The organism is Novosphingobium sp. AAP1 (assembly GCF_001295765.1).
GTDB classification, from domain to species: Bacteria; Pseudomonadota; Alphaproteobacteria; order Sphingomonadales; family Sphingomonadaceae; genus Novosphingobium; species Novosphingobium capsulatum.
Map to the genome: position 1 here is coordinate 85871 of NZ_LJHO01000008.1, position 24028 is coordinate 109898.

22 protein-coding genes and 3 tRNA genes are annotated in these 24028 nt (G+C 65.5%); 9 read left to right on the top strand and 16 right to left on the bottom strand.

The window, feature by feature from the left end; genetic code table 11:
- The 4 genes from pstA to IP65_RS15235 form a co-directional block, all read right to left on the bottom strand.
- Nucleotides 1–1272: a phosphate ABC transporter permease PstA gene (gene pstA, locus IP65_RS15220; RefSeq protein WP_054132234.1), complete on the bottom strand. Its 1272-nt coding sequence runs from the start codon at nucleotides 1270–1272 to the stop codon at nucleotides 1–3.
- Between the two features lie 7 nt (nucleotides 1273–1279).
- Nucleotides 1280–2662, bottom strand: a complete 1383-nt coding sequence (pstC, locus tag IP65_RS15225; protein WP_022675553.1) for a phosphate ABC transporter permease subunit PstC — start codon at nucleotides 2660–2662, stop codon at nucleotides 1280–1282.
- 22 nt (nucleotides 2663–2684) lie between these two features.
- Nucleotides 2685–3731 (bottom strand): substrate-binding domain-containing protein, encoded by a 1047-nt coding sequence (locus IP65_RS15230; RefSeq protein WP_028657663.1) that lies wholly within the window; start codon nucleotides 3729–3731, stop codon nucleotides 2685–2687.
- 156 nt (nucleotides 3732–3887) lie between these two features.
- Entirely contained in the window at nucleotides 3888–5075 is a 1188-nt protein-coding gene (locus IP65_RS15235) for a cell wall metabolism sensor histidine kinase WalK (RefSeq protein ID WP_022675555.1), read from the bottom strand.
- A gap of 456 nt (nucleotides 5076–5531) precedes the next feature.
- Between IP65_RS15235 and IP65_RS15240 the strand changes: the two genes are divergently transcribed.
- Complete coding sequence (locus tag IP65_RS15240; protein WP_133726748.1) at nucleotides 5532–5801, top strand: hypothetical protein; 270 nt, start codon at nucleotides 5532–5534, stop codon at nucleotides 5799–5801.
- A 93-nt stretch (nucleotides 5802–5894) separates the two neighbouring features.
- On the opposite strand, the gene IP65_RS15245 is transcribed toward IP65_RS15240, so the two are convergent.
- From IP65_RS15245 to recJ, 4 genes are all read right to left on the bottom strand, one after another.
- Nucleotides 5895–5969, bottom strand: a tRNA-Glu gene (locus IP65_RS15245).
- A gap of 83 nt (nucleotides 5970–6052) precedes the next feature.
- A tRNA-Glu gene (locus tag IP65_RS15250) sits at nucleotides 6053–6127 on the bottom strand.
- Nucleotides 6128–6146: 19 nt separating this feature from the next.
- Nucleotides 6147–6221: transfer RNA gene (locus tag IP65_RS15255), tRNA-Glu, on the bottom strand.
- 92 nt (nucleotides 6222–6313) lie between these two features.
- On the bottom strand, nucleotides 6314–8128 hold the full coding sequence (recJ, locus tag IP65_RS15260; RefSeq protein WP_054132252.1) for a single-stranded-DNA-specific exonuclease RecJ: 1815 nt from the start codon (nucleotides 8126–8128) through the stop codon (nucleotides 6314–6316).
- A 172-nt stretch (nucleotides 8129–8300) separates the two neighbouring features.
- Between recJ and IP65_RS15265 the strand changes: the two genes are divergently transcribed.
- From IP65_RS15265 to IP65_RS15275, 3 genes are all read left to right on the top strand, one after another.
- On the top strand, nucleotides 8301–8783 hold the full coding sequence (locus IP65_RS15265) for an NAD(P)H-dependent oxidoreductase (RefSeq protein WP_231627735.1): 483 nt from the start codon (nucleotides 8301–8303) through the stop codon (nucleotides 8781–8783).
- Nucleotides 8784–9047: 264 nt separating this feature from the next.
- Nucleotides 9048–9635: a hypothetical protein gene (locus tag IP65_RS15270; RefSeq protein ID WP_156306637.1), complete on the top strand. Its 588-nt coding sequence runs from the start codon at nucleotides 9048–9050 to the stop codon at nucleotides 9633–9635.
- 53 nt (nucleotides 9636–9688) lie between these two features.
- Nucleotides 9689–10174, top strand: coding sequence for an AHH domain-containing protein (locus tag IP65_RS15275; protein ID WP_255352220.1), 486 nt, complete (start codon nucleotides 9689–9691; stop codon nucleotides 10172–10174).
- Nucleotides 10175–10239: 65 nt separating this feature from the next.
- Here the strand turns inward: IP65_RS15275 and leuA are convergent, their stop codons facing one another.
- The 7 genes from leuA to miaA form a co-directional block, all read right to left on the bottom strand.
- Nucleotides 10240–11910 (bottom strand): 2-isopropylmalate synthase, encoded by a 1671-nt coding sequence (gene leuA / locus IP65_RS15280; protein ID WP_022675561.1) that lies wholly within the window; start codon nucleotides 11908–11910, stop codon nucleotides 10240–10242.
- A 248-nt stretch (nucleotides 11911–12158) separates the two neighbouring features.
- A complete protein-coding gene (locus tag IP65_RS15285) occupies nucleotides 12159–12806 on the bottom strand; it encodes a YceI family protein (RefSeq protein WP_054132237.1) in 648 nt (215 codons plus the stop codon).
- A 128-nt stretch (nucleotides 12807–12934) separates the two neighbouring features.
- Complete coding sequence (locus IP65_RS15290) at nucleotides 12935–13333, bottom strand: I78 family peptidase inhibitor (protein ID WP_022675563.1); 399 nt, start codon at nucleotides 13331–13333, stop codon at nucleotides 12935–12937.
- A 246-nt stretch (nucleotides 13334–13579) separates the two neighbouring features.
- Nucleotides 13580–14599, bottom strand: a complete 1020-nt coding sequence (ilvC, locus tag IP65_RS15295; RefSeq protein WP_022675564.1) for a ketol-acid reductoisomerase — start codon at nucleotides 14597–14599, stop codon at nucleotides 13580–13582.
- Between the two features lie 103 nt (nucleotides 14600–14702).
- On the bottom strand, nucleotides 14703–15218 hold the full coding sequence (ilvN, locus tag IP65_RS15300; RefSeq protein ID WP_171792719.1) for an acetolactate synthase small subunit: 516 nt from the start codon (nucleotides 15216–15218) through the stop codon (nucleotides 14703–14705).
- Between the two features lie 26 nt (nucleotides 15219–15244).
- Nucleotides 15245–16996: a biosynthetic-type acetolactate synthase large subunit gene (ilvB, locus tag IP65_RS15305; RefSeq protein ID WP_054132238.1), complete on the bottom strand. Its 1752-nt coding sequence runs from the start codon at nucleotides 16994–16996 to the stop codon at nucleotides 15245–15247.
- Between the two features lie 165 nt (nucleotides 16997–17161).
- On the bottom strand, nucleotides 17162–18142 hold the full coding sequence (miaA, locus tag IP65_RS15310) for a tRNA (adenosine(37)-N6)-dimethylallyltransferase MiaA (protein ID WP_022675567.1): 981 nt from the start codon (nucleotides 18140–18142) through the stop codon (nucleotides 17162–17164).
- On the opposite strand from miaA, the gene serB reads away from it, so the two are divergent.
- Both serB and IP65_RS15320 read left to right on the top strand, forming a co-directional pair.
- Nucleotides 18135–19019 (top strand): phosphoserine phosphatase SerB, encoded by an 885-nt coding sequence (gene serB, locus IP65_RS15315; RefSeq protein ID WP_028657667.1) that lies wholly within the window; start codon nucleotides 18135–18137, stop codon nucleotides 19017–19019. The two genes, miaA and serB, sit on opposite strands and share 8 nt — an antisense overlap.
- Nucleotides 19019–19816 carry a Coq4 family protein gene (locus IP65_RS15320; RefSeq protein WP_022675569.1) on the top strand — a complete coding sequence of 266 codons (798 nt, stop codon included), beginning with the start codon at nucleotides 19019–19021 and terminating at the stop codon, nucleotides 19814–19816. The genes serB and IP65_RS15320 overlap by 1 nt, the downstream gene beginning before the upstream one ends.
- A 180-nt stretch (nucleotides 19817–19996) precedes the next feature.
- Here IP65_RS15320 and purL read toward each other — a convergent pair whose 3' ends face one another.
- Nucleotides 19997–22138: a phosphoribosylformylglycinamidine synthase subunit PurL gene (gene purL / locus IP65_RS15325; RefSeq protein WP_022675570.1), complete on the bottom strand. Its 2142-nt coding sequence runs from the start codon at nucleotides 22136–22138 to the stop codon at nucleotides 19997–19999.
- 120 nt (nucleotides 22139–22258) lie between these two features.
- Between purL and IP65_RS15330 the strand changes: the two genes are divergently transcribed.
- From IP65_RS15330 to coaD, 3 genes are read left to right on the top strand one after another with little or no spacing between them, the layout of a single operon-like run.
- Entirely contained in the window at nucleotides 22259–22504 is a 246-nt protein-coding gene (locus IP65_RS15330) for an exodeoxyribonuclease VII small subunit (RefSeq protein WP_028657669.1), read from the top strand.
- Between the two features lie 5 nt (nucleotides 22505–22509).
- Nucleotides 22510–23418, top strand: a complete 909-nt coding sequence (locus IP65_RS15335) for a polyprenyl synthetase family protein (protein WP_022675572.1) — start codon at nucleotides 22510–22512, stop codon at nucleotides 23416–23418.
- Nucleotides 23418–23930, top strand: a complete 513-nt coding sequence (gene coaD / locus IP65_RS15340; protein ID WP_022675573.1) for a pantetheine-phosphate adenylyltransferase — start codon at nucleotides 23418–23420, stop codon at nucleotides 23928–23930. Before IP65_RS15335 ends, coaD begins: the two co-directional genes overlap by 1 nt.
- Nucleotides 23931–24028: the final 98 nt, after the last annotated feature.

Below are 24028 nucleotides of genomic sequence, written 5' to 3' on the forward strand. Positions count from 1 at the left end.
TTACCACCGTTTCTCGAAGCGGTTGCGCAAGTAGATGGCAAGACCGTTCATGAGCAGAAGGAAGACCAGCAGGACGACGATCGCGGCGCTGGTGCGCTCGATGAAGCCACGGTCGATTTCGTCGGACCACAGGAAGATCTGCACCGGCAGCACCGTGGCCGGCGAGGTGAGATCGCCCGGTGGCGAGGCAACGAAGGCGCGCATGCCGATCATCAGCAGCGGCGCGGTTTCACCCAGCGCGCGGGCCATGCCGATGATTGTGCCGGTGAGGATGCCGGGCAGCGCCAGCGGCAGCACGTGGTGGAACACCACCTGGACCGGGCTGGCGCCCATGGCCAGCGCGGCATCGCGGATCGAGGGCGGGACTGCCTTGATCGCATTGCGCCCGGAAATCACGATCACTGGCATGGTCATCAGCGCCAGCGTCATGCCGCCGATCAGCGGGGCCGAGCGATAGTGCGGGAAGATCGCGAGGAATACCGCGAGGCCCAGCAGTCCGAAAATGATCGAGGGCACGGCCGCCAGGTTGTTGATCGAGATTTCAATGAGGTCAGTCCAGCGGTTGCGCGGGGCATATTCCTCCAGATAGAGCGCGGCGAGCACGCCCACCGGGAAAGCCAGCACGATCGTGACCAGCATGGTCATGATCGAACCCTTGAGCGCGCCCCAGATGCCCACGGACTGCGGGCTGGTAGCGTCTGAACGGGCAAGGAAGCCCCAGTCGAATGCGCGCACCAGCTTGCCATCCTGGACCAGGCGCTGCGCGACAGGGCGAAGTGCCTCGGGGCCATCGCCACGCTGGGCAGCGGCGAGTTCGTCGGTGGCGGGCAGCGAGACGGCCATGCTAGCCTCGTCCAGCAGCGCCGGCTTGGCCGCAATCTGCGCGGCGACATCGCGCCAGGCACCATCGGCAAGCAGCGCCGCGCCGCCCTGGCCCAAGCCCTTTTCAGCGGCGGCATCGACCATGGCCGGCAGGCCTGCCAGTTCCAGCGCGCTGGCCGGATCGGGCTGGCCCAGGCGATCGCGATCGATCGAAAGCTGGCCGCGCAGGGGCAGGTCAAAGCGCAGTTCGCTGCGCTGGAAACCAGCCAGGCCACTCGATGCCATCGACACCAGCAGGAACACCAGGACCAGCGCGGAAAACGCCACGGCACCCAGGCCAGCCAGCTTGAACAGCCGGTCGCCGGTGTGGCGGCGCGCCAGGCGCGCGGCCATGCGGGCGCGGCGCTGGGCGGCCAGCGTATCAGCAGAAGAGGAAGTCAGCGTGTCCATGATCGGCTCACTCATAGGCTTCGCGATAGCGCTTCACCACGCGCAGGGCGATGAAGTTGAGCGCCAGGGTGACAAGGAACAGCACCATGCCCAGGGCAAAGGCCGAAAGGGTGGCCGGGTGATCGAAGCTGCCTTCGCCGGTGAGCATGGCAACGATCTGGAACGTCACCGTGGTCATTGACTGGAACGGATTGGCAGTGAGATTGGCCGAGGCGCCGGCCGCCATGACCACGATCATGGTTTCGCCGATTGCGCGGCTGACCGCCAGCATGATGCCGGCGACGATGCCGGGCAGCGCGGCGGGTACCAGCACCTTGCGGATGGTTTCGGCGCGGGTGGCGCCCATCGCCAGGCTGCCATCGCGCAGGGCATCGGGCACCGCGGCGATGGAATCGTCGGCCATCGAGGAGACGAAGGGAATGATCATCACCCCCATGACCAGGCCTGCGGCCACCGCGCTTTCGGTCGAGGCGCTGGAAATGCCGATTCCTTGCGCAAAATCGCGCACGGCCGGCGCCACGGTGAGGGCGGCGAAATAGCCGTAGACCACCGTCGGCACACCCGCGAGGATTTCGAGCAGCGGCTTGATCACCTTGCGCACGGTGGAAGAGGCATATTGCGTGAGGTAGATCGCGCTCATCAGGCCAAGCGGGATGGCCACCAGCATGGCAATGATCGCGCCGATATAGATCGTGCCCCAGAACAGCGGGATGGCGCCAAACTGCTTGCCATCGACCGCGCCGGTGCTCATCGGATCGGGCGCCCAGTGGGTGCCGAACAGGAAATCAATGGGCGAGACCATGCCGAAAAAGCGCACGGTTTCGAACACCAGGCTGATGATGATGCCGGCCGTGGTGAGGATGGCGACGAGCGAAGCGATCAGCAGCAGCGACATGACCGCCCGCTCCACCCGCGTGCGGGCGGTGAAATCAGGCTTGAGGCGCAGGAAGGCAAAGGCCCCGCCAGCCAGCGCGACCAGGATGGTGACGATCAGCCCGATCGATTCATAGCGGGCGAGCGCGACGCGATAGGGCGCGATCAGCCCTTCGGCCTCGGGCATGAACACGCCAAACGCTTTGCCTTCGGCCACGGCGCGGGCCTGCGCCAGCATGGCTTCGCGTTCAAAGCCAAAGCCGGGCAGGGCCGCTGCTGCCGGATCGGCCAGGACATGCGCGGTGATCAGCGCCGGGCTGACCGCATTCCACACCAGGGCAAAGACCAGCGCCGGCACCGCGATCCACAGCGCCACGTACCAGGCATGGAAGCTGGGCAGCGAATGCAGGCGCGCATCCGGCGTCTTGGCGCGAAACGCCCAGGCGCGCGAGCGGGCCGCCAGCCAGCCGACAAGGCCCAGCCCGAAGGCGAGCAGGAGAAGAATGGCTGGCGACATGACTGGGCTTTCCCGTCCTTTCTTACTTGAGCTGCGAACCGTCGAGCGACGGCATCGTGGTCACGGCCTTGGCGCTTTCGGCCAGGACGGCATCGGGCGCAACCACCATGCCGAGCTTGGCGAGCGTGCCATCCTTGCCCCACAGCTTTGACCATTGCGTGACATAGGCCTGCAGACCCGGAATCGCCTTGAGGTGGGCCTTCTTCACATAGATGTAGAGCGGGCGGGCGCCGGGATAGCTGAAGTTGGAAATGGTCTCATAGGTCGGCGTGATGCCGCTCATGGTCAGGCCCTTGATGCGATCGGCGTTGGATTCGACATAGGAGAAGCCGAAGATGCCGATGGCCTTGGGATTGGCCTCGATCTTCTGCACGATCAGGTTGTCGTTCTCGCCGGCATCGACATAGACGCCGTCTTCGCGCACCTGGGTGCAGACGTCGTCATGCTTCTTCTTGTCGCTGTCCTTGAGCGCCTTCATCTCGGGATTGGCGTCGCAGCCCTTGGCCAGGATCAGTTCCTTGAGCGCGTCACGCGTGCCCGAGGTGGACGGCGGGCCATAGACCAGGATCGGATCGGCCGGCAGCGCCGGGTTCACGTCGGCCCAGGTCTTGGCGGTGTTGGGCTTGCCATAGGGGTTCTTGGCGAGCGCCTTGTAGATGTCTTCCGGGGTCAGCGCGAGATTGGCGCCGCCCTTGGCTTCGGCAAAGGCCACGCCATCCAGGCCAACCTGGATTTCGGTGATGTCCTTCACGCCATTGGCGACGCATTCGTCGAATTCCGACTTCTTCATGCGGCGCGAGGCATCGGCGATATCGGGGTGCTGCGGGCCGACACCGGCGCAGAACAGCTTCATGCCGGCGCCCGTGCCGGTCGATTCGATGATCGGCGACTTGATCGAGGGATCGCTCTTGGCGAGCTGCTCGGCGACGGCCTTGGCAAAGGGATAGACGGTGGACGAGCCGACGGCGCGCACCTGGTCGCGGCTGCCGGAATCGGCGCCGCCGCAGCCGGCGAGAGCGAGCGAACCCAAAGCGGCAGTGGACAGAGCAAGTGTGCGAAGCGTGACCATGGCAATACCTTCCATTCCCCGTGGCCAGGAAGTGTCCCGGTGGATGAGCGGCCAATGCGACCAGGGTGTGACAGCTTTATGACAAAAGCTGCGGCATTTGTGACAAAACCATGGTGTCGTTGAAAAACGCCCGTTCAGCCCGGCAAGCCAGTCTGGCTAGGCAGCGGTTGGCGCAGCCTCAGGCGCGGCCAGGGGCAGGCGCACGGTCACGGTCGATCCTTCGCCCAATGTGCTGGCAATGTCGAGCTTGCCGCGATGGCGCTCGACGATATGCTTGACGATCGCCAGGCCCAGGCCGGTGCCGCCCGCCGCGCGGCTGCGGCCCGGATCGGACCGGTAGAACCGCCGGGTCAGATAGGGCAGGTGATCGGGGTGGATGCCTTCGCCCTGGTCGGCCACTTCCAGCACCACGTCGCTGCCGTCGCGGTGGACCCGCACCGCCACCGGGGCCTGCGCATCGCCATATTTGAGCGCATTGTCGATCAGGTTGCGGATCAACTGGTCAAGCTGCTGGCGATCGCCACAGACCACGCCGGTCTCGGTTTCGGGCAGGATGCGTTCGTCACCCACGGTGAAGCCCACTTCGCTGGCGATGGTTTGGGCCATCTGCCCCAGATCGATGCGTTCGCGCGGGAATTCGTGCTTTTCCGCCTCGATGCGCGAAAGCGACATGAGGTCTTCCACCAGCGTCTGCAGGCGCTTGGCTTCGCGCAGCACGGTGGCGTGGAACTTGGCCGAGGTGGCCGGATCGATCCGGGCATCGGGATCGGCCAGGGTTTCGACATAGCCGATGATCGAGGCCAGCGGGGTGCGCAACTCGTGGCTGGCGTTGGCGACGAAATCGGTGTGGGCGCGGCTGATATCGGCCTCGGCCGTGCGGTTGACCAACTCGATCAGCGAAAAGCGGTCGTCGATCGCCACCCGGCTGACCTGCCAGATGCTGCGTGCGCCGGTAAGGCCGCGAACCAGCGCGGTTCCCTCCGGCTTGTCGAGCAGGGTGATCGCCTCGGGATGGCGCAGCGCCACGCGCGCGTCCTGCCCGACGATATGCGGGCCCAGCGCCTCACGCGCGGCGGCATTGGCCGAGGCGATGCGCTGGCGATCGAGCATCAGCACCGGCACGCTGAACGGCTCCACCAGGGCGACCATGGCCTGGCGCGAGACGCTGCCTTCCTCGGGCCGGACCTGGACGATCTCCGGCTCGGGGCTGGCGAGCCACAGTGAGGCCAGCCACACCACCAGGACGGCAAAGGCAAGCCACAGGCTGGAGCCGGCAAACGGCATGGCCGCAGCGGCGACCAGGGCAATGCCCACGCTTGTCCAGGGCAGGGCCAGACCTTTCATCGGGGGATGTCACTTTCGCCAGGAAACGCAGATAGCGCACCTGTTAGGCGAGGGCAGGGGGGCGCGGCAAGCCCGCTGCCGGCCTGTCACACTTGCCGCCAAGGCTGTCCACAGGCTTGGCTGAGGGACGCGGCGGCGGCGCTGGACACGCGCGCTTTTGCTTCCGTTTCGGCGGGAGTGGTGACAGTTGGCGCGCGTGCCTGCTATTCATTAGCCATCTAACATGCTGCTTTTCCCTGAAGATGATCTGAAAAGCGGCCATTCTGGTACACGACTTAGTTGCGCGCGATACCGCCAAAGCTGCGGGGAAAGCCGTGGCGGGCAGGCGTGGCGGCGCGTAGATGAGACCAAGGTCGAACATTCCCCTTCATCGTCCGCCGCCATGGCGGGCAACGGGGCGCCGGGTTGCGCTGGCGGCTTGCAAGGCCGGCTCTAAGGCCTGTCGAGGTGTGGGGCGTGCGCACGCGCGGCCTGATCGGCGCCAAGAAGTGGGAGGACGATTGCGTGAAATCCTCGGATCGCAACGGCGCCGACAAGGCCGTTCTGGCCGACCTGATCGGCAAGCTGGAAGGCTCGCTGGCGGTGCTCGATCACCAGGGCGCCTCGCTGGCGGCCGCGCACCTTTCTATGGTGCTGGATCTGATGCGCAAGGAACTGGCTGGCCCGCGCCCGATGGAGGGGATCGCCGGCATTCCCGCCACGATACAATCCTCGCAACTGCATTGAGGGCGTGATTGCGGGCGCGCACAGCCCAGCATAATGCGATGGGTATGCGGCGTGCCGACGATGTGGTGTGGTTCCGCGCCAATTGCGCCGGAATGGTGACCCCTACGGGAATCGAACCCGTGTTTCAGCCGTGAAAGGGCCGCGTCCTAACCGCTAGACGAAGGGGCCTTGCATGCGAAGGCATGATTGCCGGCGAAACATGGCGCATTGCATGGCATGCCGGCAATCCGCACCTTGAGGCAAGATGCAGATGGTGACCCCTACGGGAATCGAACCCGTGTTTCAGCCGTGAAAGGGCCGCGTCCTAACCGCTAGACGAAGGGGCCGTCCGGCAGCGTGCAATGATGGTGACCCCTACGGGAATCGAACCCGTGTTTCAGCCGTGAAAGGGCCGCGTCCTGACCGCTAGACGAAGGGGCCTCCGGGCTTGCGCCGCTGGGCAGGTCCGCGCCTCTATTAGGCTGGGGCCGGTGCGTCAACCCGCCGATCCAAAAAAATCAGACCCAAAAAATTCAATCGGCAAACGCGGCATCTTCGATATGCAATTCGGCGGCGGGGCGGCTGCCCCAGTCGTCGAGCCGGGCGCGTCCGGCCAGCCATAGCTGGCGGCCCTTGCAGCCGTGCAGCAGGGCCTGGCCCAGATCGGTTTGTGCTGCGCGAAAGGCCATTGCCTTGAACGATCGGCCATCGGCCCCGGCCACGATCGCCCGCACGTGATCGTTGCCGACGATATCGCACTTGACCAGCCGCACCGGGCCCACTGCCACGCGCGGGCCGGGCCAGCCCACGCCATAGGGGCCAGCGCCTTCCAGCGTTTCGACCAGGCTGGGGGTCAGACCGCCAGGGCTGAGCGACAAGTCCAGCGCCAGGCTTTGCGCGGCGCGGGCATTGGCCACGTCGCGGCCGAGGCGTTCGTCCAGCCATTGCGCCAGGGGATCGACCCGATCGGGCGCGATGGTCAGGCCACAGGCCATGGCATGGCCGCCGCCCTTGACCAGCAGCCCGGCCTCGCGCGCGGCAATGATCGCTGCGCCCAGATCGACACCGGGGATGGAGCGGCCCGAACCCTTGCCCATGCCAGCGCCATCAACTTCGGCCTGTTCGCCATCGTCGAGCGCGATGACCAGCGTGGGCTTGCCGGTCTTTTCCTTGATGCGGCCGGCAACGATGCCGATCACGCCGGGATGCCAGCCCAGGCCGGACACTACCACTACGGCGCGATTGTGCTGTGCTTCCACTTGCGCTTCGGCGGCTTCCTGCACGGCCTGTTCGATCGCGCGGCGCTCGTCATTGAGGGCCGAGAGGCGCGTGGCGATGTCCTTGGCCTCGTCAGGGTCTTGCGTCGTCAGCAGCCGCACGCCGAGCGAGGAATCGCCGATGCGCCCAGCGGCATTGATGCGTGGCCCCAGGGCAAAGCCCATGTCGCTGGCAGTTGGCGCACGGGTGATGCGGCTGGCATCGATCAGCGCGGAAAGGCCGATATTGGCGCGCTTGGCCATGACTTTCAGCCCCTGCGCCACCAGCGCGCGGTTAAGGCCCTTGAGCTGCGCCACATCGGCCACGGTGCCCAGCGCAACCAGATCGAGCAGGCCCATGAGATCGGGCGCCGGGCGGCTTTCGAACCATCCCCGCGCGCGCAACACCCGCACTGTCGCCACGGCAAGCAGGAAGGCCACGCCCACGGCGGCAAGATGACCATGCGCGGCGGCCTCGTCATCCTCGTCCAGGCGATTGGGGTTGACCAGGGCCACGGCAGGGGGAAGATCAGGCGCGCACTTGTGGTGATCCACCACGATCACGTCGATTCCTGCGGCCGCGGCCTGGCCCAGCGCATCGTGCGCCATGGCGCCGCAATCGACGGTGACGATCAACTGGCTGCCTTCGCGGCCAAGCCGGACCAGCGCCTCGCCCGAGGGGCCATAGCCTTCGAGCAGGCGATCGGGAATATAGGCTTGGCCTTCCACGCCGAGTGCGCGCAGCAGGCGCAGCAGCAGTGCGGCGCTGGTGGCGCCATCCACGTCGTAATCGCCATAGACGGTGATGCGCTCGCCGCGCACCACGCCTTCGGCAAGGCGGCGTGCGGCCACCTCCATGTCGCGGAAAATGGCGGGATCGGGCAGGAAATCACGCAAGGTGGGGCGGCGGTGCCGCTCAAGATCATCGTGCGGCACCCCACGCGAGAGCAGCAACTGATCCACCAGATCATTGCTGAGGCCATCATCGCCACCGCCGGCGCGGCCGAAACGGCCGGAAAGGTCCATGTTGCCGCCACGCCAACGCCAGGCGAGGCCGGAAAGGGAATGGGTAATCGCAGTGACCGGGATCATTGTTGCGCGGTAGCCGATTGCCGCCCCATGGGCAAACCGCACGGGCAGATACATCGCCAGGAAACCGATTTGGCAAAGCTGCGTTCATGTCCGATTTGACACCAATGGATCGGCGCTTGTGCCGGGGATGACAAACGCTGCGGGGGCGGCGGTGGTGAAAAGGACAGGGGGCATGCTGGCAATCATCTGGCACAGCCGCACCGGCGCGGCACAGGCCATGGCACAGGCCGCTGCGCAAGGCGCAGCACAGGCCGGCGCGCCGGCGCAGCTGTTGCCGGCCGAGCAGATTAACCCCGCGCAATGCATTGCAGCGCAAGGTTTCCTGTTCGTCTGCCCGGAAAACCTTGGCAGCATGAGCGGCGAGATGAAGGCGTTCTTCGACCGCTGCTATTACCCCCTGCTGGAGCAGATCGCGGGGCGGGCCTATGCCACGGCCATCGCAGCAGGAACGGCGGGGCAGGGAGCGCAGGCGCAGATCGACCGGATCGTGACCGGATGGCGTTTGCGCCGCGTTGCGCCGCCCTGCATCATTCTAACGGGTGCGGATCGGCCCGATTCGATCTTGGCGCCCAAGGCCCTGCCGCATACTGCATTGCAAAAATGTCGCGAACTGGGGCAGTTGCTAGCGTCGGGTTTGGAAATGGGCGCTTTTTGAGCATGTCGCGCCGGGGTGTTGACGAAATTTCGACGGTATCGGGTGCAGGCCCTGTAGATCGCCGCAATGGATTGCGGCGCAAGGGTTTGTCCAACGACAGGAGCGTAAGCGGTGGCTGATGGTCAGGAAAGTGCGGGGGGGCGCGCCGTGGCGACGCTGTTGTTCGCCCCCGGCACGCGCCCTGATGCCGATGCCCTGGCCGGGTTGGCCCAGGCCGAGCACGCCTTTGCCGTGAGCCATCGCCCGGGCGGTGCAGCGCGTTGGGTGGAACTGCTGCGCGATGGTTTGACGTTCGACCTGACTGGTTTGGCGCCAAAAGAGGGGACGGCAACAGCGCTTGCGAACCTGCGTGTGGGCCTGCCTGCGGATTTTGACCCGAGCACCTATGAAGCGCTGCTGCTGGCGCCGGGGCCGCACTTGGCCGGGGCGGAAAGCCTCTTGCCGGTGGTGCAGGTGGCGGCCAGCCTGTTGCTGGTGCTGGCGACTTTGCCGGGCTTGGCGGCGATCGGCTGGTTGCCGGCTGGCAACCTTGTTTCGCCGCGCTGGTTCGTCGACGCCGTGCGCCCGTGGCTGAATGGCGGGCCGTTTCCGGCCATGGCCCTGGCCGGCCTGAAGCGCGGAGATGATCGCGTGACCAGCATCGGCCTGACCTTTTTCATCGGGCAGGAGTTTGCTTTGCACACCGGGGGCGAGCGGCCGGGAGAACAGCATGCGCGCGCCGCCGTGCGCCTGACAGACTGGTTGATCGCCCATGGCCACATTGCGCAGGCGCAGGCGGTTGAGCTGCCCGGCGCCGGCACGCTCTGGTTAGAACCAGGGGAAGACTGTATCATTTCGGCACGATGGGCCTAACGAAACGTGTTCCTGATTCGTCTCGCAAATGGCGGTTCGCCGCGCGCCGGGCGATTCCGTTTCATTGCGTCAACGTCGTCGGCTCTCCGGGATATCAGGCGCATATGCAGCGGCACCATATCCTGCCCTGCCAGGTTCTGACGCGCGCCGGTTTGAATGTCATGCTGGGCCGATTGGGCGAAGCCGAGGTGGGCTTTCACGATTTCCGCCGCAATGGTCTGCTGCTGCCGGCAACCGAGGCGGCCGCGCAACGCGTGCTGATGCCGCTGCATCGCGGCCCGCATCGGCAATACAACCAACTGGTGCTGGAACGGATCGGCCAGATCGAGGCCGGCTGGCAGCGGCGGCGCGGCGCCAACGACATGGCCGCCGATCGCGAAGCGCTGATGCGGCTCGACCTGTTGCAGCGTGCCCTGCGCCGCCGCCTGCTCGATCCACGGCGCTGGGGCGGGATGCCGCTCAACCGCCGCGATCCGGCGGTGGATTTCAGCCATCTCGATGCCATGGCCGACATGCTGTGGGCCGATACCGAGGCCTGAACGCAAAAAGGCCCCGGAGCGGATGCTCCAGGGCCCTTGCATGATGCGTGTGATGGTGGCGGCGATCAGCGGCCGGCGTTGGCTGCCGAAAGGATAGCGCGCACGCTGGCAGTGGCAACGTCTTCGTCGATACCCACGCCCCATACCACGCGGCCATCGGCCAATACGCATTCAACATAGGCGGCAGCGCGCGCGTTGGTGCCGCTGCCCATGGCATGTTCGGAATAGTCGCGCACTTCCAGGCGAACGCCGAACCCTTCGGCCAGGGTGGCAACGACCGACGAGATCAGGCCATTGCCGCGCCCGCTGACCGACTGCACCTGGCCATCGATCTCGATCTTGCCGGCAAACACGCGGGTGCCGTCGGTGCCGCGCTGCTCATCATAATCGACCAGCTGGAAATGCTGCGGTGCATCGAGGCGATAGACCTTGCGGAACACGCCCCAGATATCGCCGGCCTGCAGTTCGCGGCCCAGTTCGTCGGCCAGTTCCTGCACGTGGCGCGAGAAGTGCGCCTGCATCTTCTTGGGCAGCTTGAGGCCCTGGTCCTGTTCCAGCACCCAGGCAAAACCGCCCTTGCCGCTTTGCGAATTGACGCGGATCACCGCTTCGTAGCTGCGCCCCAGATCGGCCGGATCTATCGGCAGATAGGGGACGGCCCAGAGTTCGTCGTTGCGCTTTTCCTGCGCGGCGAAGCCCTTCTTGATGGCGTCCTGGTGGCTGCCGGAAAACGCGGTGAAGACCAGTTCGCCGCCATAGGGGTGGCGCGGATGCACGGGCAGCTGGTTGCAGTATTCCACGGTCTGGATCACTTCATCGATGTTCGAGAAGTCCAGTTCCGGGTCTACCCCTTGCGTGTAGAGGTTGAGGCCCACGGTGACCAGGCAGCAGTTGCCGGTGCGCTCACCATTGCCGAACAGGCAGCCTTCGACGCGATCGGCCCCGGCCATCAGGCCCAGTTCCGCCGCGGCCACGCCAGTGCCACGGTCGTTGTGGGTGTGCAGGCTGATCACGGCGCGATCGCGGCCGGGCAGGTTGCGGCAGAAATACTCGATCTGGTCGGCATAGATATTGGCAGTGGAGGCTTCCACCGTGGCCGGCAGGTTGAGGATGATGGGCTTTTCCACCGTGGGCTGCAGCACGTCCATCACCGCTTCACAGCAGGCGATGCTGAAATCGAGTTCGGCGGTGGAGAAGGTTTCCGGGCTATATTCGAAACGCCAGTCGGTCTGCGGGAAGCGGGCCGCCTGGTCACGCAGGAACGTCGCCCCACGGCGGGCGATTTCCTTGATTTCGCTCTGTTCCATGCCGAACACCACCGTGCGCCACAGCGGCGATACCGCGTTGTAGACGTGGACGATGGCCTGCTTGGCGCCGGCCAGGCTTTCGAACGAGGTCTTGATCAGGTCTTCGCGCGATTGCGTCAGCACCTGCACGACGACGTCTTCGGGGATACGGCCTTCGTCCACCAGGGCGCGGATGAAATCATATTCGGTGGCACCCGCGCTGGGGAAGCCGACTTCGATTTCTTTCAGGCCAACCTTGCACAGCAGATCGAAGAAGCGCGCCTTCTTGTCGGCGTCCATCGGATCGATCAGCGACTGGTTGCCATCGCGCATGTCGGTCGAGAGCCAGCGCGGGGCCTTGGTGATGGTGCGCGAGGGCCACTGGCGATCGGGCAGATCCACCTGCGGAAACGGACGATACTTGATGCCGGGATTCTTCAGCATGGCCATGATGGCTGAACCTTAAAATGAAAATGATGCGTCTGGTGCGAGGGGATGACCCTTGGGCGCCGTGTGCGCCGCAAAACCGACGCGTCAGCTCACGCCCAAGGGCGTGTAAGTCGCAGGGTAAGGTTCAGCGCGGCGATCATCGGCCATGCCTATGGTGCCTTGCGCCAGCTTTGTCCAGATCAAATGCCGGGCGCAACAAACCCCGCAGCGGCATGCCGTTGCGGGGTTGCTGGTCAGTCAGGCAGAGGTCAGGCGGTCTTTTCGAACGCGATGGTGATGTTGAGTTTTACCTCGTCAGACACCAGCGGCAGCGCGCCATTCACGCCAAAGTCTGAACGCTTGAGCGTGGTGGTCCCTTCAAAACCGACTGTTTCCTTGCCCCAGCCTTTGCCGGCGCCGATGAACCTGGCGGCGATGGAAACCGGCTTGGTCACGCCATTGAGCGTGAGATTGCCTGCGATGGTGGCGCTGGTGCCATCGGCGCCAGGTGTCACACTGGTGGATGTGAAGGTGGCATCGGCCGGATTGGGGCCAAAGAAATCGGGCTTCTTGCCCTCGGTGCCGGGGCGCAGCAGGTGCGCGTTGAGACCGGCATTGGCGGTGAGCACCTTGCTGACGGGGATAGTCGCGGTCACCTTGGCAGCGGAAAGATTGGCTGGATCGAGCGTGAGCTTGGCCGAAACATCACCAAACAGCCCGAAATAATCGTTGAAGCCGAGGTGGTTGACACTCCAGGCCACGAGCGAATGATTGGGATCGGCGGCATAGTTGCCGGCCGTGACGCGGGCCTTGTCCGGCTGGCCGGGAACGGCAGGGGCCTGGGCAATCATCGGCGTGGCGGCCAGGGCCAGGGCCAGTGGGGCGGCCAGCGTGAACGCGGTACGAACGGTGATCATGTGATGTCTCCCTTGGGCGCGGCCGTTGCGCAGCCAGGCACGCCGTCGCCCAGAGGGAAAGGTGCCAAACGCATGGGCGAGTGGCAAGCGAGCAAAGCGGCTATGGTCCCTGTTGCAGGGGCGGGCGATCAGCCGCAGCGGGTGGCGGCGATCTGGCCGTGTTCGTCGACGATGACGTTGAGCCGGCCGGGCTGGTAATCCATCGTCACGGCATCGCCGGGATGGACCCAGCGGATGTGGCGATGGCCCACGGCCGCAATCACGGCGGCATGGGCTTCTTCGGATTCCGGCATGTTCATCAGCTTGGCCATGCGGCCTTCGCCGCAATTGATCGCGGGCAGGGTATCGGGATCGACCGCTGCATCGCTGCTGTCGGAGGCATCTGCCACTGGGCCTGTAGTGGCGGGAGGCGCCACCGGCACTCCGGCGCCATCGGGCGTCGGCGTGGGCTTTGGCACCGGGGCCTGGCACGCCCCGAGCAGGCATAGCGCGGCACAGGCCGAGGCAAGATGGGGCAGCGAAGGCATCGGCGACTCGATCAGTTTCTGGTGGTGGGCAGGACTGGAAAGCGATGGGTGAACCAATAGGTCCAAAATGGCTATGAATGCATTTTTACGATTTTGCCATGCAGTTCGTCGAGCCGGTGGACCGCTCGGTAGAGCGAGGGGGCGCACGAAAAAGGGCCAGCCCGCCGAACGGGCCGGCCCCTTTGCCGGAAGGCCAGGCCACCGCACTTGCCAGGGCAAGGCGCGGTGGCGCAGGTCTTTGCGCGATCAGTTCTTGGACTGGTCGACCAGCTTGTTGGCGCCGATCCAGGGCATCATCGCGCGCAGCTGGGCGCCGGTCTTTTCGATCGGGTGCGCGGCAGCGGCCTTGCGCGCAGCCTTGAGTTCGGGCTGGCCAGCGCGGTTGTCGAGCACGAAGTTCTTGACGAAACGGCCCGACTGGATGTCGGCCAGAACGCGCTTCATTTCCGCCTTGGTTTCGGCGGTGATGATGCGCGGACCGGTGACGATGTCACCATATTCGGCGGTGTTCGAGATCGAGTAGCGCATGTTGGCGATGCCGCCTTCATAGAGCAGGTCGACGATCAGCTTGGTTTCGTGGAGGCATTCGAAATAGGCCATTTCCGGGGCATAGCCGGCTTCGACCAGCGTTTCGAAACCGGCCTGGATCAGGTGGGTCACGCCGCCGCACAGCACGGCCTGTTCGCCGAAGAGGTCGGTTTCGCACTCTTCCTTGAAGTTGGTTTCGATGATGCCCGAACGGCCACCGCCCACGCCCGAGGCATAGGCCAGGGCGATGTCGTGGGCATTGCCGGTGGCGTTCTGGTGGATGGCCACCAGGCACGGCACGCCGCCGCCCTTGACGTATTCACCGCGCACGGTGTGGCCCGGGCCCTTGGGCGCAACCATGATCACGTCCACGTCGGCGCGTGGTTCGATCAGGCCGAAGTGCACGTTGAGGCCATGGGCAAAGGCCAGCGCCGCGCCGGGGCGCAGGTTGGCGTGGATGTCGTCGGCATAGATGGCAGCCTGGTGCTCGTCGGGCGCCAGGATCATCAGGATGTCGGCCCAGGCGGCGGCTTCGGCGTTGGGCAGAACCTTGAAGCCGGCGGCTTCGGCCTTGGCGGCGCTGGCCGAACCGGGACGCAGGGCAATGGCCACTTCCTTGATGCCCGAATCGCGCAGGTTCTGCGCGTGGGCATGGCCCTGGCTGCCATAGCCCAGGATGGCGATCTTCTTGCCGGTGATCAGATTGAGATCGCAATCGGCGTCGTAGTAAACCTTCATGGTACTCGTCCTTGGTTGGTCGTCCTGCCGCAACGGGCATCCCTCAGGCCGAATTAGCGCAGTGGTGGACGCAGGGTTTGTGCAAACAGCGATGGAAAAAGGGTCAGGCGGCCTCGGCGCCGCGGATCATGCCGACGATGCCGGTGCGGCCCACTTCGACAAGGCCCAGTTCCTTCATCAGGCTGACGAAGGTATCGATCTTGTCGGGCGCGCCGGTCAGTTCGAAAATGAAGCTGGAGGTGGTGGTGTCGACCACGTTGGCGCGAAACACCTCGGCAAGGCGCAGGGCCTCCACGCGGTTTTCGCCCTTGCCGGCCACCTTGATCAGCGCCAGTTCGCGCGCGACATAGGGGCCAACCTCCGTCAGGTCGGTCACCTTGTGCACCGGCACCAGGCGTTCGAGCTGGGCATGGATCTGGTCGATCACCGCTGGCGGGCCGTGCGTCACGATCGTGATGCGGCTGACATCGTGCTCGTCGGTGATGTCGGCCACCGTCAGGCTGTCGATATTGTAGCCGCGCGCAGTGAACAGCCCGGCGATCTTGGCCAGGATGCCCGCCTCGTTGTCGACCGTGATGGTCAGGACGTGGCGCTCCTGCGCCTCTGCTTTGATTTTCATCATCGGATCAATCTTCAAATCGGGCTTCAAACCAGGGCCTTGGCTTCATCATCCATCGTGCCGGCCACTTCGTCGCCGTAGAGGATCATGTCGGTATGCGCTGCGCCCGAGGGGATCATCGGGAAGCAGTTGGCTTCCTTGGTGACGCGGCAATCGACAATCACCGGGCCGGGATGATCGATCATCGCGCGGATGCCGTCGTCCAGCTGATCGAGCGTGTCGATCTGGATGCCCTTCCAGCCATAGGCCTCTGCCAGCTTCACGAAATCGGGAAGGGCATCGGAATAGGAGCTGGAATAGCGGCTTTCATATGTCAATTCCTGCCACTGGCGGACCATCCCCATCCATTCGTTGTTGAGGATGAAGACCTTGACCGGCAGGCGGAACTGCGTGGCAGTGCCCAACTCCTGGATATTCATCTGGATGGAGGCATCGCCGGCAATATCGATCACCAGCGCATCGGGGCAGCCCACCTGCGCGCCGATCGCCGCCGGCAGGCCATAGCCCATCGTGCCCAGGCCACCCGAGGTCAACCACTTGTTGGGCCGATCGAAGTGGAAGTGCTGCGCCGCCCACATCTGATGCTGGCCCACTTCGGTGCTGATGATCGGCTCGCGGTCCTTGGTCAGTTCATAGAGCCGCTCGATCGCCAGCTGGGGCATGATCTCGCCATTGGTACGCTTGGGATAGGCCAGGCTGTTGCGCGCGCGCCAGCCGTTGATGCGCGCATGCCATTCGGTCAGATCCTGCGCCTGGTGCCCGGCATCGAGCCAGCCGGTGATGATCTGGTGCAGCACGCGGCCGCAATCGCCCACCAGCGGCAGATCGACGCGCACGGTCTTGTTGATGGAGGCACGATCGATATCGATGTGGATCTTGCGGCTATCGGGCGAAAATGCGTCGAGCCGGCCGGTGACGCGATCATCGAAGCGCGCGCCGATGCACACGACCAGATCGGCGCGGTTCATCGCCATGTTCGCTTCATAGGTGCCGTGCATGCCCAGCATGCCCAGCCAATCCTTGTGCGCAGCCGGGAACGCGCCAAGGCCCATCAGCGTGGAGGTCACCGGCGCGCCGGTGAGCGCCTGGAGTTCCTGCAGCAGGCGTGCGGCTTCCGGGCCGGAGTTGATCACCCCGCCGCCGGTATAGAACACTGGCGCCTTGGCCGTCGCGAGCATGGCCACGGCCTGCGCAATCGCGTCGCTGGGCGCTTCCACCTGCGGGGCATAGCGATTGCGCATCTGCGTCGCCTGGCCGGTCCAGCGCGTGGACGCGATCTGCACGTCCTTGGGAATGTCGACCACGACCGGGCCGGGGCGGCCTTCGGTGGCGATGCGAAACGCCTCGTCGATGATCGTCGCCAACTCGGCCGGGTCTTTGACCAGGTAGTTGTGCTTGGTGCAGTGGCGCGTGATGCCGACGGTATCGGCTTCCTGGAACGCGTCGGACCCGATCAGCGCCGTGGGCACCTGGCCGGTGATGACGACCATCGGGATCGAATCGAGAAACGCGTCGGCAATGCCGGTGACGGCATTGGTCGCGCCAGGGCCCGAGGTGACCAGCACGACACCGGGCTTGCCCGTGGCGCGGGCATAGCCTTCGGCGGCGTGGGCCGCGCCGGCTTCGTGACGGACGAGGATGTGGCGGATGCGTTCATCGCCGAACAGCGCATCATAGATCGGAAGTACCGCGCCGCCGGGATAGCCGAACACAAATTCGACGCCCTTGGCGACCAGGCTTTCGACCAGGATTTCAGCGCCGCTGCGCTCGCTTTTCACGACCTTGTTCCCTTGCTTGCCGGGCCGCGCGAACGGCCCATAATCCTAAAAAATTGCGGCCCGGCTGCAGTTGCCTGCGCCGGGCCGTCTCTCCCTACTCGGGCACTTGGCAAGAGCCAAGCAATTGACGGCTTGGTAATTGACACAAACATTCGTGTCAACCCGCTAGTTTTGAAATAAAGATGCTATCCGGGTTCTGTCAAGGCAATTTTCGTGCGTGTCGCGTGGCCAATCGCCGGGAAACTGGTGCTTGGCCCAGGTGAACTGCCGCTTGGCATAGCGCCGCGTGGCCTGGCTGCCCGCAGCAATGGCGGATTCGGCGCTGATTTCACCGCGCAGGTAGGCCGCGATCTCGGGCACGCCGATGGCGCGCATCACCGGCAGATCGGGATCGAGCTGGCGCGCCAGCAGCGCGGCAACTTCGGCCTGGGCGCCCTGTTCCCACATGGCGGCAAAGCGTTGGTCGCAGCGGGCATAGAGCCACGCGCGATCGGGCAGCAGCACCAGCGGGCGCAGCGCCACGCTGTCGGCAATGCCACCCTCGCGCCGGGCCTGCCAGTAGGCCAGCGGCTGGCCGGTGGAGCGCACCACTTCCAGCGCGCGCGCCACGCGGATGCTGTCGCCAGGATTGAGCGCCGCGGCGCGCGGCGGATCTTCGCGGGAAAGAGCGGCATAGGCTTCACTCACCGGCAGGGCGCGAACCGCCGCTCGGATGGCGGGATCAATGGCGGGAATAGGGGCAATCCCATCAAGCAGCGTGCGGATATAGAGGCCGGTGCCGCCCACTAGGATCGGCAGCGCGCCGGCAGCATGCGCGGCTGCGATTTCTGCCGTGGCGGCTTGCGCCCAATCGGCGGCGGAACAGGCTTGGGCGCCGTCCCACGCGCCGAACAGGCGGTGCGGCACGCCCTGCATTTCCGCTGGTGAAGGGCGGGCGCTGAGGATGGCGAGATCGGCGTAGACCTGTGCGCTATCGGCATTGATCACCACGGCGGCGCGGCCAGCGGCCTGCTCGGCCAGGGCCAGCCGCACGGCAAGATCGCTCTTGCCGCTGGCGGTTGGCCCTGCAATGAGCGCGAGCCGAGGCCGGTTGTCGGTGGCGTGATTGTCCTGGCCGGAACAGGAAAGGGAAGTTTCAGTGCTCATTGCCCGTCTGATAGCAGACCCGACGACGCTTGGTGACAATCTTGCACGGGCGGTGGAGCAGATCACGGCCGCAGGCGGCGAAGTGGCCGGCGCCGGCATGCTCGATTTCTGCGAATCGGTCCTGGAAATCGAAGTGGCGACGGGCGATGCCGCCGCGGTGCGCGGCATTCTCGACACCTGCTTTCCGGCCAGCGATTTCCTGCTGTCGGATCGCGTGATCGAAACGCCGCGCCTGTTCGTGTCCGACATGGATTCGACCATGATCAGTGCCGAATGCATCGATGAACTCGCCGATTTCGCGGGCTTGAAAGAGCGCATCGCCGCCATCACCGAACGCGCCATGCAGGGCGAACTGGATTTCGAATCCGCCCTGCGCGAGCGTGTCGGACTGCTCAAGGACTTGCCGGAAACCGCCATCACGCAGTGCCTCGACGAACGCATCCGCCCGATGCCCGGTGCACGCACGCTTGTTTCCACGCTCAAATCGCGCGGCTGCCACACCGTACTGGTCACTGGCGGCTTCCATTCGTTTGCCGATCCGGTGGCAGCGCAACTCGGCTTTGACCGCGTAGTAGGCAACCGCCTGGAGATCGCCGACGGGCGCCTTACCGGCGCGCTGGTTGGCGGGATCGTCGATAGCGGGGTGAAGAAGACCGTGCTGCTCGAGGAGATGGACCGGCTCGGCCCGGCGACTGCCAGCCTTGCAACCGGCGATGGCGCTAACGATATTCCGATGATCGCGGCCGCCACCCACGGCATTGCCTATTATGCCAAGCCCAAGGCGCGGCAGGCCGCAGATGGCTGGATCGACCGGGGTGACCTGACATCGATCCTGCAGCTGTTTGGCATCGCGCGCGAGGATTGGGTGATCGACTGATGGAGCAACGGGCGGGGGACTTTGCGGCGCTGCCGCTGTTTGACCCGGCGCGGGAAAAGCCGCGCCTGCGCCCGCTGGTTGCCTATCGCCATTTCCGCCGACTGATGCACAATACCGAAAACACGGCAGAGGTGTTCGGCATCTTTGCCGCCTTGCCCTGGCGTGGCGGGGGCAGGGCAGGCTCTGCGTTTCTCGCCACGCGGAAAGGCCATGCGCTGGCGCTGGCCGAGCCGTGGCTGCCGGCGGTGCTCGACGATCACGCGGCGCTGCGGCGGATGCCGGCTGGCTCGCTGGCCCAGGCCTATTGCGATTTCATGGAGGCCGAGGGCCTGACCGCGCAAGGGCTGGTGGAAGAAGCCGAGCGCTTCCTGGCTGATCGCCCGCGTTATAACGACCGCTTCCAGTGGTACATGAACCGCCTGCGCGATGTGCACGATCTGCTGCATGTGCTGACCGGCTATGGCCGCGATGCCTTGGGCGAGGCGTGCGTGCTGGCCTTCACCTTTCCGCAGCAACCGGCGCCCGGGCACCTGTTCATCGCCTGGATGGCGGCGCTGCAGATGAAGCTGCGCCTCAACAGCCGGGCGCCGGTGCTGGGCGCGGTGCGCGAGGCATGGCGGCGGGGCAAATCCTGTCCGCGCCTGATGGAGCAATCGATCGTCGCGCTCTTGCCGCTGTCGCTGGAAGAAGCGCGGCGACGCCTGGGGATCGTGCCCGGCGTGGTTTATGAGCAGGCCCATGCCGTGTGGCAGGCCGAAGGCATCGATCCGCGCGACCTGCTCAAGCACGCGCGTTAAACGGCTAAACGCCCCTCCCGCAGGCGGGAGAGGTTGGAGAGGGGATGTTAAGCCAACATGCCCCCTCCGACAGCCCTGCGGGCTGCCACCTCCCCCACGGTGTGGGGGAGGATCTGGTCCTCCCTGTCGCACAGCAACGGGGATGGGGACCGCCCGCGCAGCGGGTGGTGGAGGTGCGGCTTAGCCTTCCATCCAGTCGCGGAAGAAGGCTTCGTTCGCTTCGCGCAAGGCGGCAAGCGGCACGCCGGCCACGGCCTGGCCGCCGGTGGTGCCAAGCTTGGTGGCGCCGTCAAGCACCACGCCAGCCGGCGTGGTGACGACATAGCGCGACTGGTCTTCGCCAAAGGCCTGCGCGGTGGTGAGCGGCGCATCAAGCGTCACGCCGATATTGCCGGCCAGCGCCATTTCGGTCAGCGCCACGAGCAGGCCGCCATCGGCCACGTCGTGCACTGCCGTAACCTTGCCGTCGGCAATCCATTCGCGCACCAGTTCGCCGTTGCGGCGTTCCAGCGCGAGGTCGACCGCGGGAGCCTGGCCTTCTTCGCGGCCGAGGATTTCGCGCAGGTAGAGCGACTGGCCCAGGTGGGTGCCTTCGGGCCCGAGCAGCCACACGGTTTCACCGGCGGCCTTGAAGGCAACCGTGGCCATGCGCGTGTGATCGAGCATCAGGCCAACGCCGCCGATGGCCGGCGTGGGCAGGATGGCCGAGCCGCCGCCGGTCGCCTTGGATTCGTTGTAGAGCGAAACGTTGCCCGAGACGATCGGGTAATCGAGCGCGCGGCACGCATCGCCCATGCCTTCCAGGCAGCCCACGATCTGGCCCATGATTTCCGGGCGCTGCGGGTTGGCAAAGTTGAGGCAGTTGGTGATGGCGAGCGGCGTGGCGCCAACCGCGCAGATGTTGCGGAACGTCTCGGCCACGGCCTGCTTGCCGCCTTCATAGGGATCGGCAAAGCAATAGCGCGGGGTGCAGTCGGTGCTGATCGCCAGCGCCTTGTCGGTGCCGTGCACGCGCACCACGGCGGCATCGCCACCGCTCTTCTGCAGCGTATCGGCGCCGACCTGGCTGTCGTATTGCTCGAAAATCCAGCGGCGGTTGGCAAGGTCGGGGCTGCCGATCAGTGTGACCAGGTCGGCGCCGATATCAGCGCTTTCGGGCAGGGCTTCGATCGCGGCCGGCTTGGGCGTGGGCACGTGCGGGCGATCGTAGAGCGGCGCGTCGTCGGCCAGCGGATCGAGCGGAATGTCGCACACGACTTCGCCGTTCCATTCCAGCACCATGTGGCCGGTGTCGGTCACTTCGCCGATCACGGCAAAGTCCAGCTCCCACTTGCGGAAGATCGCCTCGGCCATCGGCTCCTTGCCGGGCTTCAGCACCATGAGCATGCGCTCCTGGCTTTCCGACAGCATCATTTCATAGGGCGTCATGCCCTCTTCGCGGCAAGGCACCATGTTCATGTTGAGGCGGATGCCCGCGCCGCCCTTGCTGGCCATTTCCACCGACGAGGAGGTGAGGCCGGCCGCGCCCATGTCCTGGATGGCGACGATGGCGTCGGTGGCCATGAGTTCGAGGCAGGCTTCGATCAGCAGCTTTTCGGTGAAGGGATCGCCCACCTGCACGGTCGGGCGCTTTTCATCGCTCTTCTCGTCGAAATCGGCGCTGGCCATGGTGGCGCCGTGGATGCCGTCGCGCCCGGTTTTCGAACCGACATAGACGATCGGATTGCCCAGGCCCGTGGCTGCCGAATAGAAGATCTTGTCGGTATCGGCCACGCCCACGGTCATCGCGTTGACCAGGATGTTGCCGTCATAGGCCTTATGGAAATTGGTTTCGCCGCCAACCGTGGGCACGCCCACGCAGTTGCCATAGCCGCCGATGCCCGCCACCACGCCCTGGACTAGGTGCTTCATCTTGGGGTGATCGGGCCGGCCGAAACGCAGCGCGTTCATGTTGGCCACCGGGCGCGCGCCCATGGTGAACACGTCGCGCAGGATGCCGCCAACGCCGGTGGCCGCGCCCTGATAGGGTTCGATGTAGCTGGGGTGGTTGTGGCTTTCCATCTTGAAGATGGCGGCCTGGCCATCGCCGATGTCGATCACGCCGGCGTTCTCGCCGGGGCCGCAGATCACCCACGGCGCTGTGGTCGGCAGCTTCTTCAAGTGGATGCGGCTCGACTTGTACGAGCAATGCTCTGACCACATGACCGAGAAGATACCCAGCTCGACCAGGTTGGGCTCGCGCCCCAGCGCGCCGAGCACGCGGGCGTATTCTTCTTCCGACAGGCCGTGAGCGGCGACGATTTCAGCGGTGATCTGGGACATGGGAAGCGCCCTTAGCCGCGTGCGCGCGTTTGCGCTAGGGGAAGAACACCCCAAAAGGCCGGTGACAGCCACGCGTTCCCCGCTTGACCGGCCCGGCCGGCGCGGCCATTGCTTGCCGCGATGGCTAGCACACCCGATATCGCCGCGCTCAGCTTCGAGGATGCGCTGAAGGAACTTGAAGTGGTGGTCCGCCGCCTGGAAAGTGGCGAGGCTCCGCTCGACGAATCGATCGACCTCTATGCCCGGGGCGAGGCCCTGCGCACGCATTGCCAGGCCCGGCTCGATGCCGCGCAGGCGCGAATCGAGGCGGTCGTGGCCGATCGCGAAGGGCGGCCGGCAGCAACCCGGCCGTTCGACGGGGCCTGATCGCGATGACCGCGCCCACGGGCAGCCCTGGCCTGCTCAAGCCGGCACTGGCCGCGATCCAGGCCGATATCGACGCCAGCTTCGATGCGCTGCTGCCCCTGCCGGGTGATCCGCGCGATCGGCTGGTGCAAGCGATGCGCTATGCCACCATCGGTGGCGGCAAGCGGCTGCGCCCACTGCTGGTGACGGCCACGGCCGCGATGTATGGCGTCGATCGCCAGGTGGCGGTGCGGGCAGGGACCGCGCTGGAGGCGATCCACGTCTATTCGCTGATCCACGATGACCTGCCGTGCATGGACAACGATGATCTGCGCCATGGCAAACCCACGGTGCACAAGGCGTTCGACGATGGCACGGCCGTGCTGGCAGGCGATGCGCTGCACGATTTCGCGTTTGAGATCCTGTCTGATCCGGCGATGAGCGGCGACCCGTTCGTGCGCGTCGAACTGATCCGCACCCTGGCCGTGAACAGCGGGACCAATGGCATGGCCGGCGGGCAGATGATGGATATCGTGGCCGAAACCGCCACGTTCGATCTGCCCACCGTGACCCGCCTGCAACAGCTCAAGACCGGCGCGCTTCTGGCCGCTGCGGTGGAAATGGGCGCGATCCTGGGGCGGCTGCCGCCCGAAGGCCGCACCCACCTGCGCGGCTATGCCCGCGATATCGGCCTGGCTTTCCAGATCGCCGACGATCTGCTCGACGCCGAGGGTGACGAGGCCGCCGCCGGCAAGGCGCTGCGCAAGGATGCCGTGGCCGGCAAGGAAACCTTCGTCTCGCTGCTCGGTGTCGAGCGCGCGCGCGAGCAGGCGCGCATCCTGGTCGACCAGGCAATCGCCCACCTGGGCAGCCATGGCAGCGAGGCAGACCTGCTGCGCGAACTCGCGCGCTTCATCGTGGAAAGGAATCACTGATGGCGCAGCGCGTTGGCATCTATCCCGGCACGTTTGATCCGATCACGCTGGGCCATCTCGATATTATCCGCCGCGGCGCCAAGCTGGTGGACCAGCTGATCGTGGGCGTGACCACCAATCCATCCAAGAACCCGATGTTCACACCCGAAGAGCGGATGGACATGGTGCGCCGCGAACTGGACGAGCAGGGCATCGACAATGTCAGCGTGGTGGGTTTCAACGCCCTGCTGATGAAGTTTGCCGAAGCGCAGGGCGCCAGCGTGATCGTGCGCGGCCTGCGCGCCGTGGCTGATTTCGAATACGAATACCAGATGGCCGGGATGAACCAGCAGCTCAACGACCGGATCGAGACGGTCTTTCTGATGGCCGATGTCAGCCTGCAGCCGATTGCGTCCAAGCTGGTCAAGGAAATCGCGCTGTTCGGCGGCGACATTTCCGGCTTCGTTACCCCCACCGTGCGCGACGATGTGGTGGCCCGCGTCAACAGCATCGGCCGCCTGGGGGATTACTGAGCGCGCCATGCCGCCGCGCCGATCGCGTGTTTATTGCCGAATCGTTCATTGCAGTGTCAGCGCGCCGGGCCTAATCGGCGTTTCACATATTCCAACAA

Bases quoted from the DNA above. Each gene is read 5' to 3' on its own strand.
- IP65_RS15335 (WP_022675572.1), top strand. From the start codon at position 22,510: ATGACCGCGCCCACGGGCAGCCCTGGCCTGCTCAAGCCGGCACTGGCC.
- IP65_RS15265 (WP_231627735.1), top strand. From the start codon at position 8,301: ATGCTGGCAATCATCTGGCACAGCCGCACCGGCGCGGCACAGGCCATG.
- ilvN (WP_171792719.1), bottom strand. From the start codon at position 15,218: ATGAAAATCAAAGCAGAGGCGCAGGAGCGCCACGTCCTGACCATCACG.
- leuA (WP_022675561.1), bottom strand. From the start codon at position 11,910: ATGGCCATGCTGAAGAATCCCGGCATCAAGTATCGTCCGTTTCCGCAG.
- pstC (WP_022675553.1), bottom strand. From the start codon at position 2,662: ATGTCGCCAGCCATTCTTCTCCTGCTCGCCTTCGGGCTGGGCCTTGTC.
- purL (WP_022675570.1), bottom strand. From the start codon at position 22,138: ATGTCCCAGATCACCGCTGAAATCGTCGCCGCTCACGGCCTGTCGGAA.
- IP65_RS15290 (WP_022675563.1), bottom strand. From the start codon at position 13,333: ATGCCTTCGCTGCCCCATCTTGCCTCGGCCTGTGCCGCGCTATGCCTG.
- miaA (WP_022675567.1), bottom strand. From the start codon at position 18,142: ATGAGCACTGAAACTTCCCTTTCCTGTTCCGGCCAGGACAATCACGCC.
- pstA (WP_054132234.1), bottom strand. From the start codon at position 1,272: ATGGACACGCTGACTTCCTCTTCTGCTGATACGCTGGCCGCCCAGCGC.
- IP65_RS15285 (WP_054132237.1), bottom strand. From the start codon at position 12,806: ATGATCACCGTTCGTACCGCGTTCACGCTGGCCGCCCCACTGGCCCTG.
- IP65_RS15330 (WP_028657669.1), top strand. From the start codon at position 22,259: ATGGCTAGCACACCCGATATCGCCGCGCTCAGCTTCGAGGATGCGCTG.
- IP65_RS15235 (WP_022675555.1), bottom strand. From the start codon at position 5,075: ATGAAAGGTCTGGCCCTGCCCTGGACAAGCGTGGGCATTGCCCTGGTC.
- IP65_RS15230 (WP_028657663.1), bottom strand. From the start codon at position 3,731: ATGGTCACGCTTCGCACACTTGCTCTGTCCACTGCCGCTTTGGGTTCG.
- recJ (WP_054132252.1), bottom strand. From the start codon at position 8,128: ATGATCCCGGTCACTGCGATTACCCATTCCCTTTCCGGCCTCGCCTGG.
- coaD (WP_022675573.1), top strand. From the start codon at position 23,418: ATGGCGCAGCGCGTTGGCATCTATCCCGGCACGTTTGATCCGATCACG.
- ilvC (WP_022675564.1), bottom strand. From the start codon at position 14,599: ATGAAGGTTTACTACGACGCCGATTGCGATCTCAATCTGATCACCGGC.
- IP65_RS15320 (WP_022675569.1), top strand. From the start codon at position 19,019: ATGGAGCAACGGGCGGGGGACTTTGCGGCGCTGCCGCTGTTTGACCCG.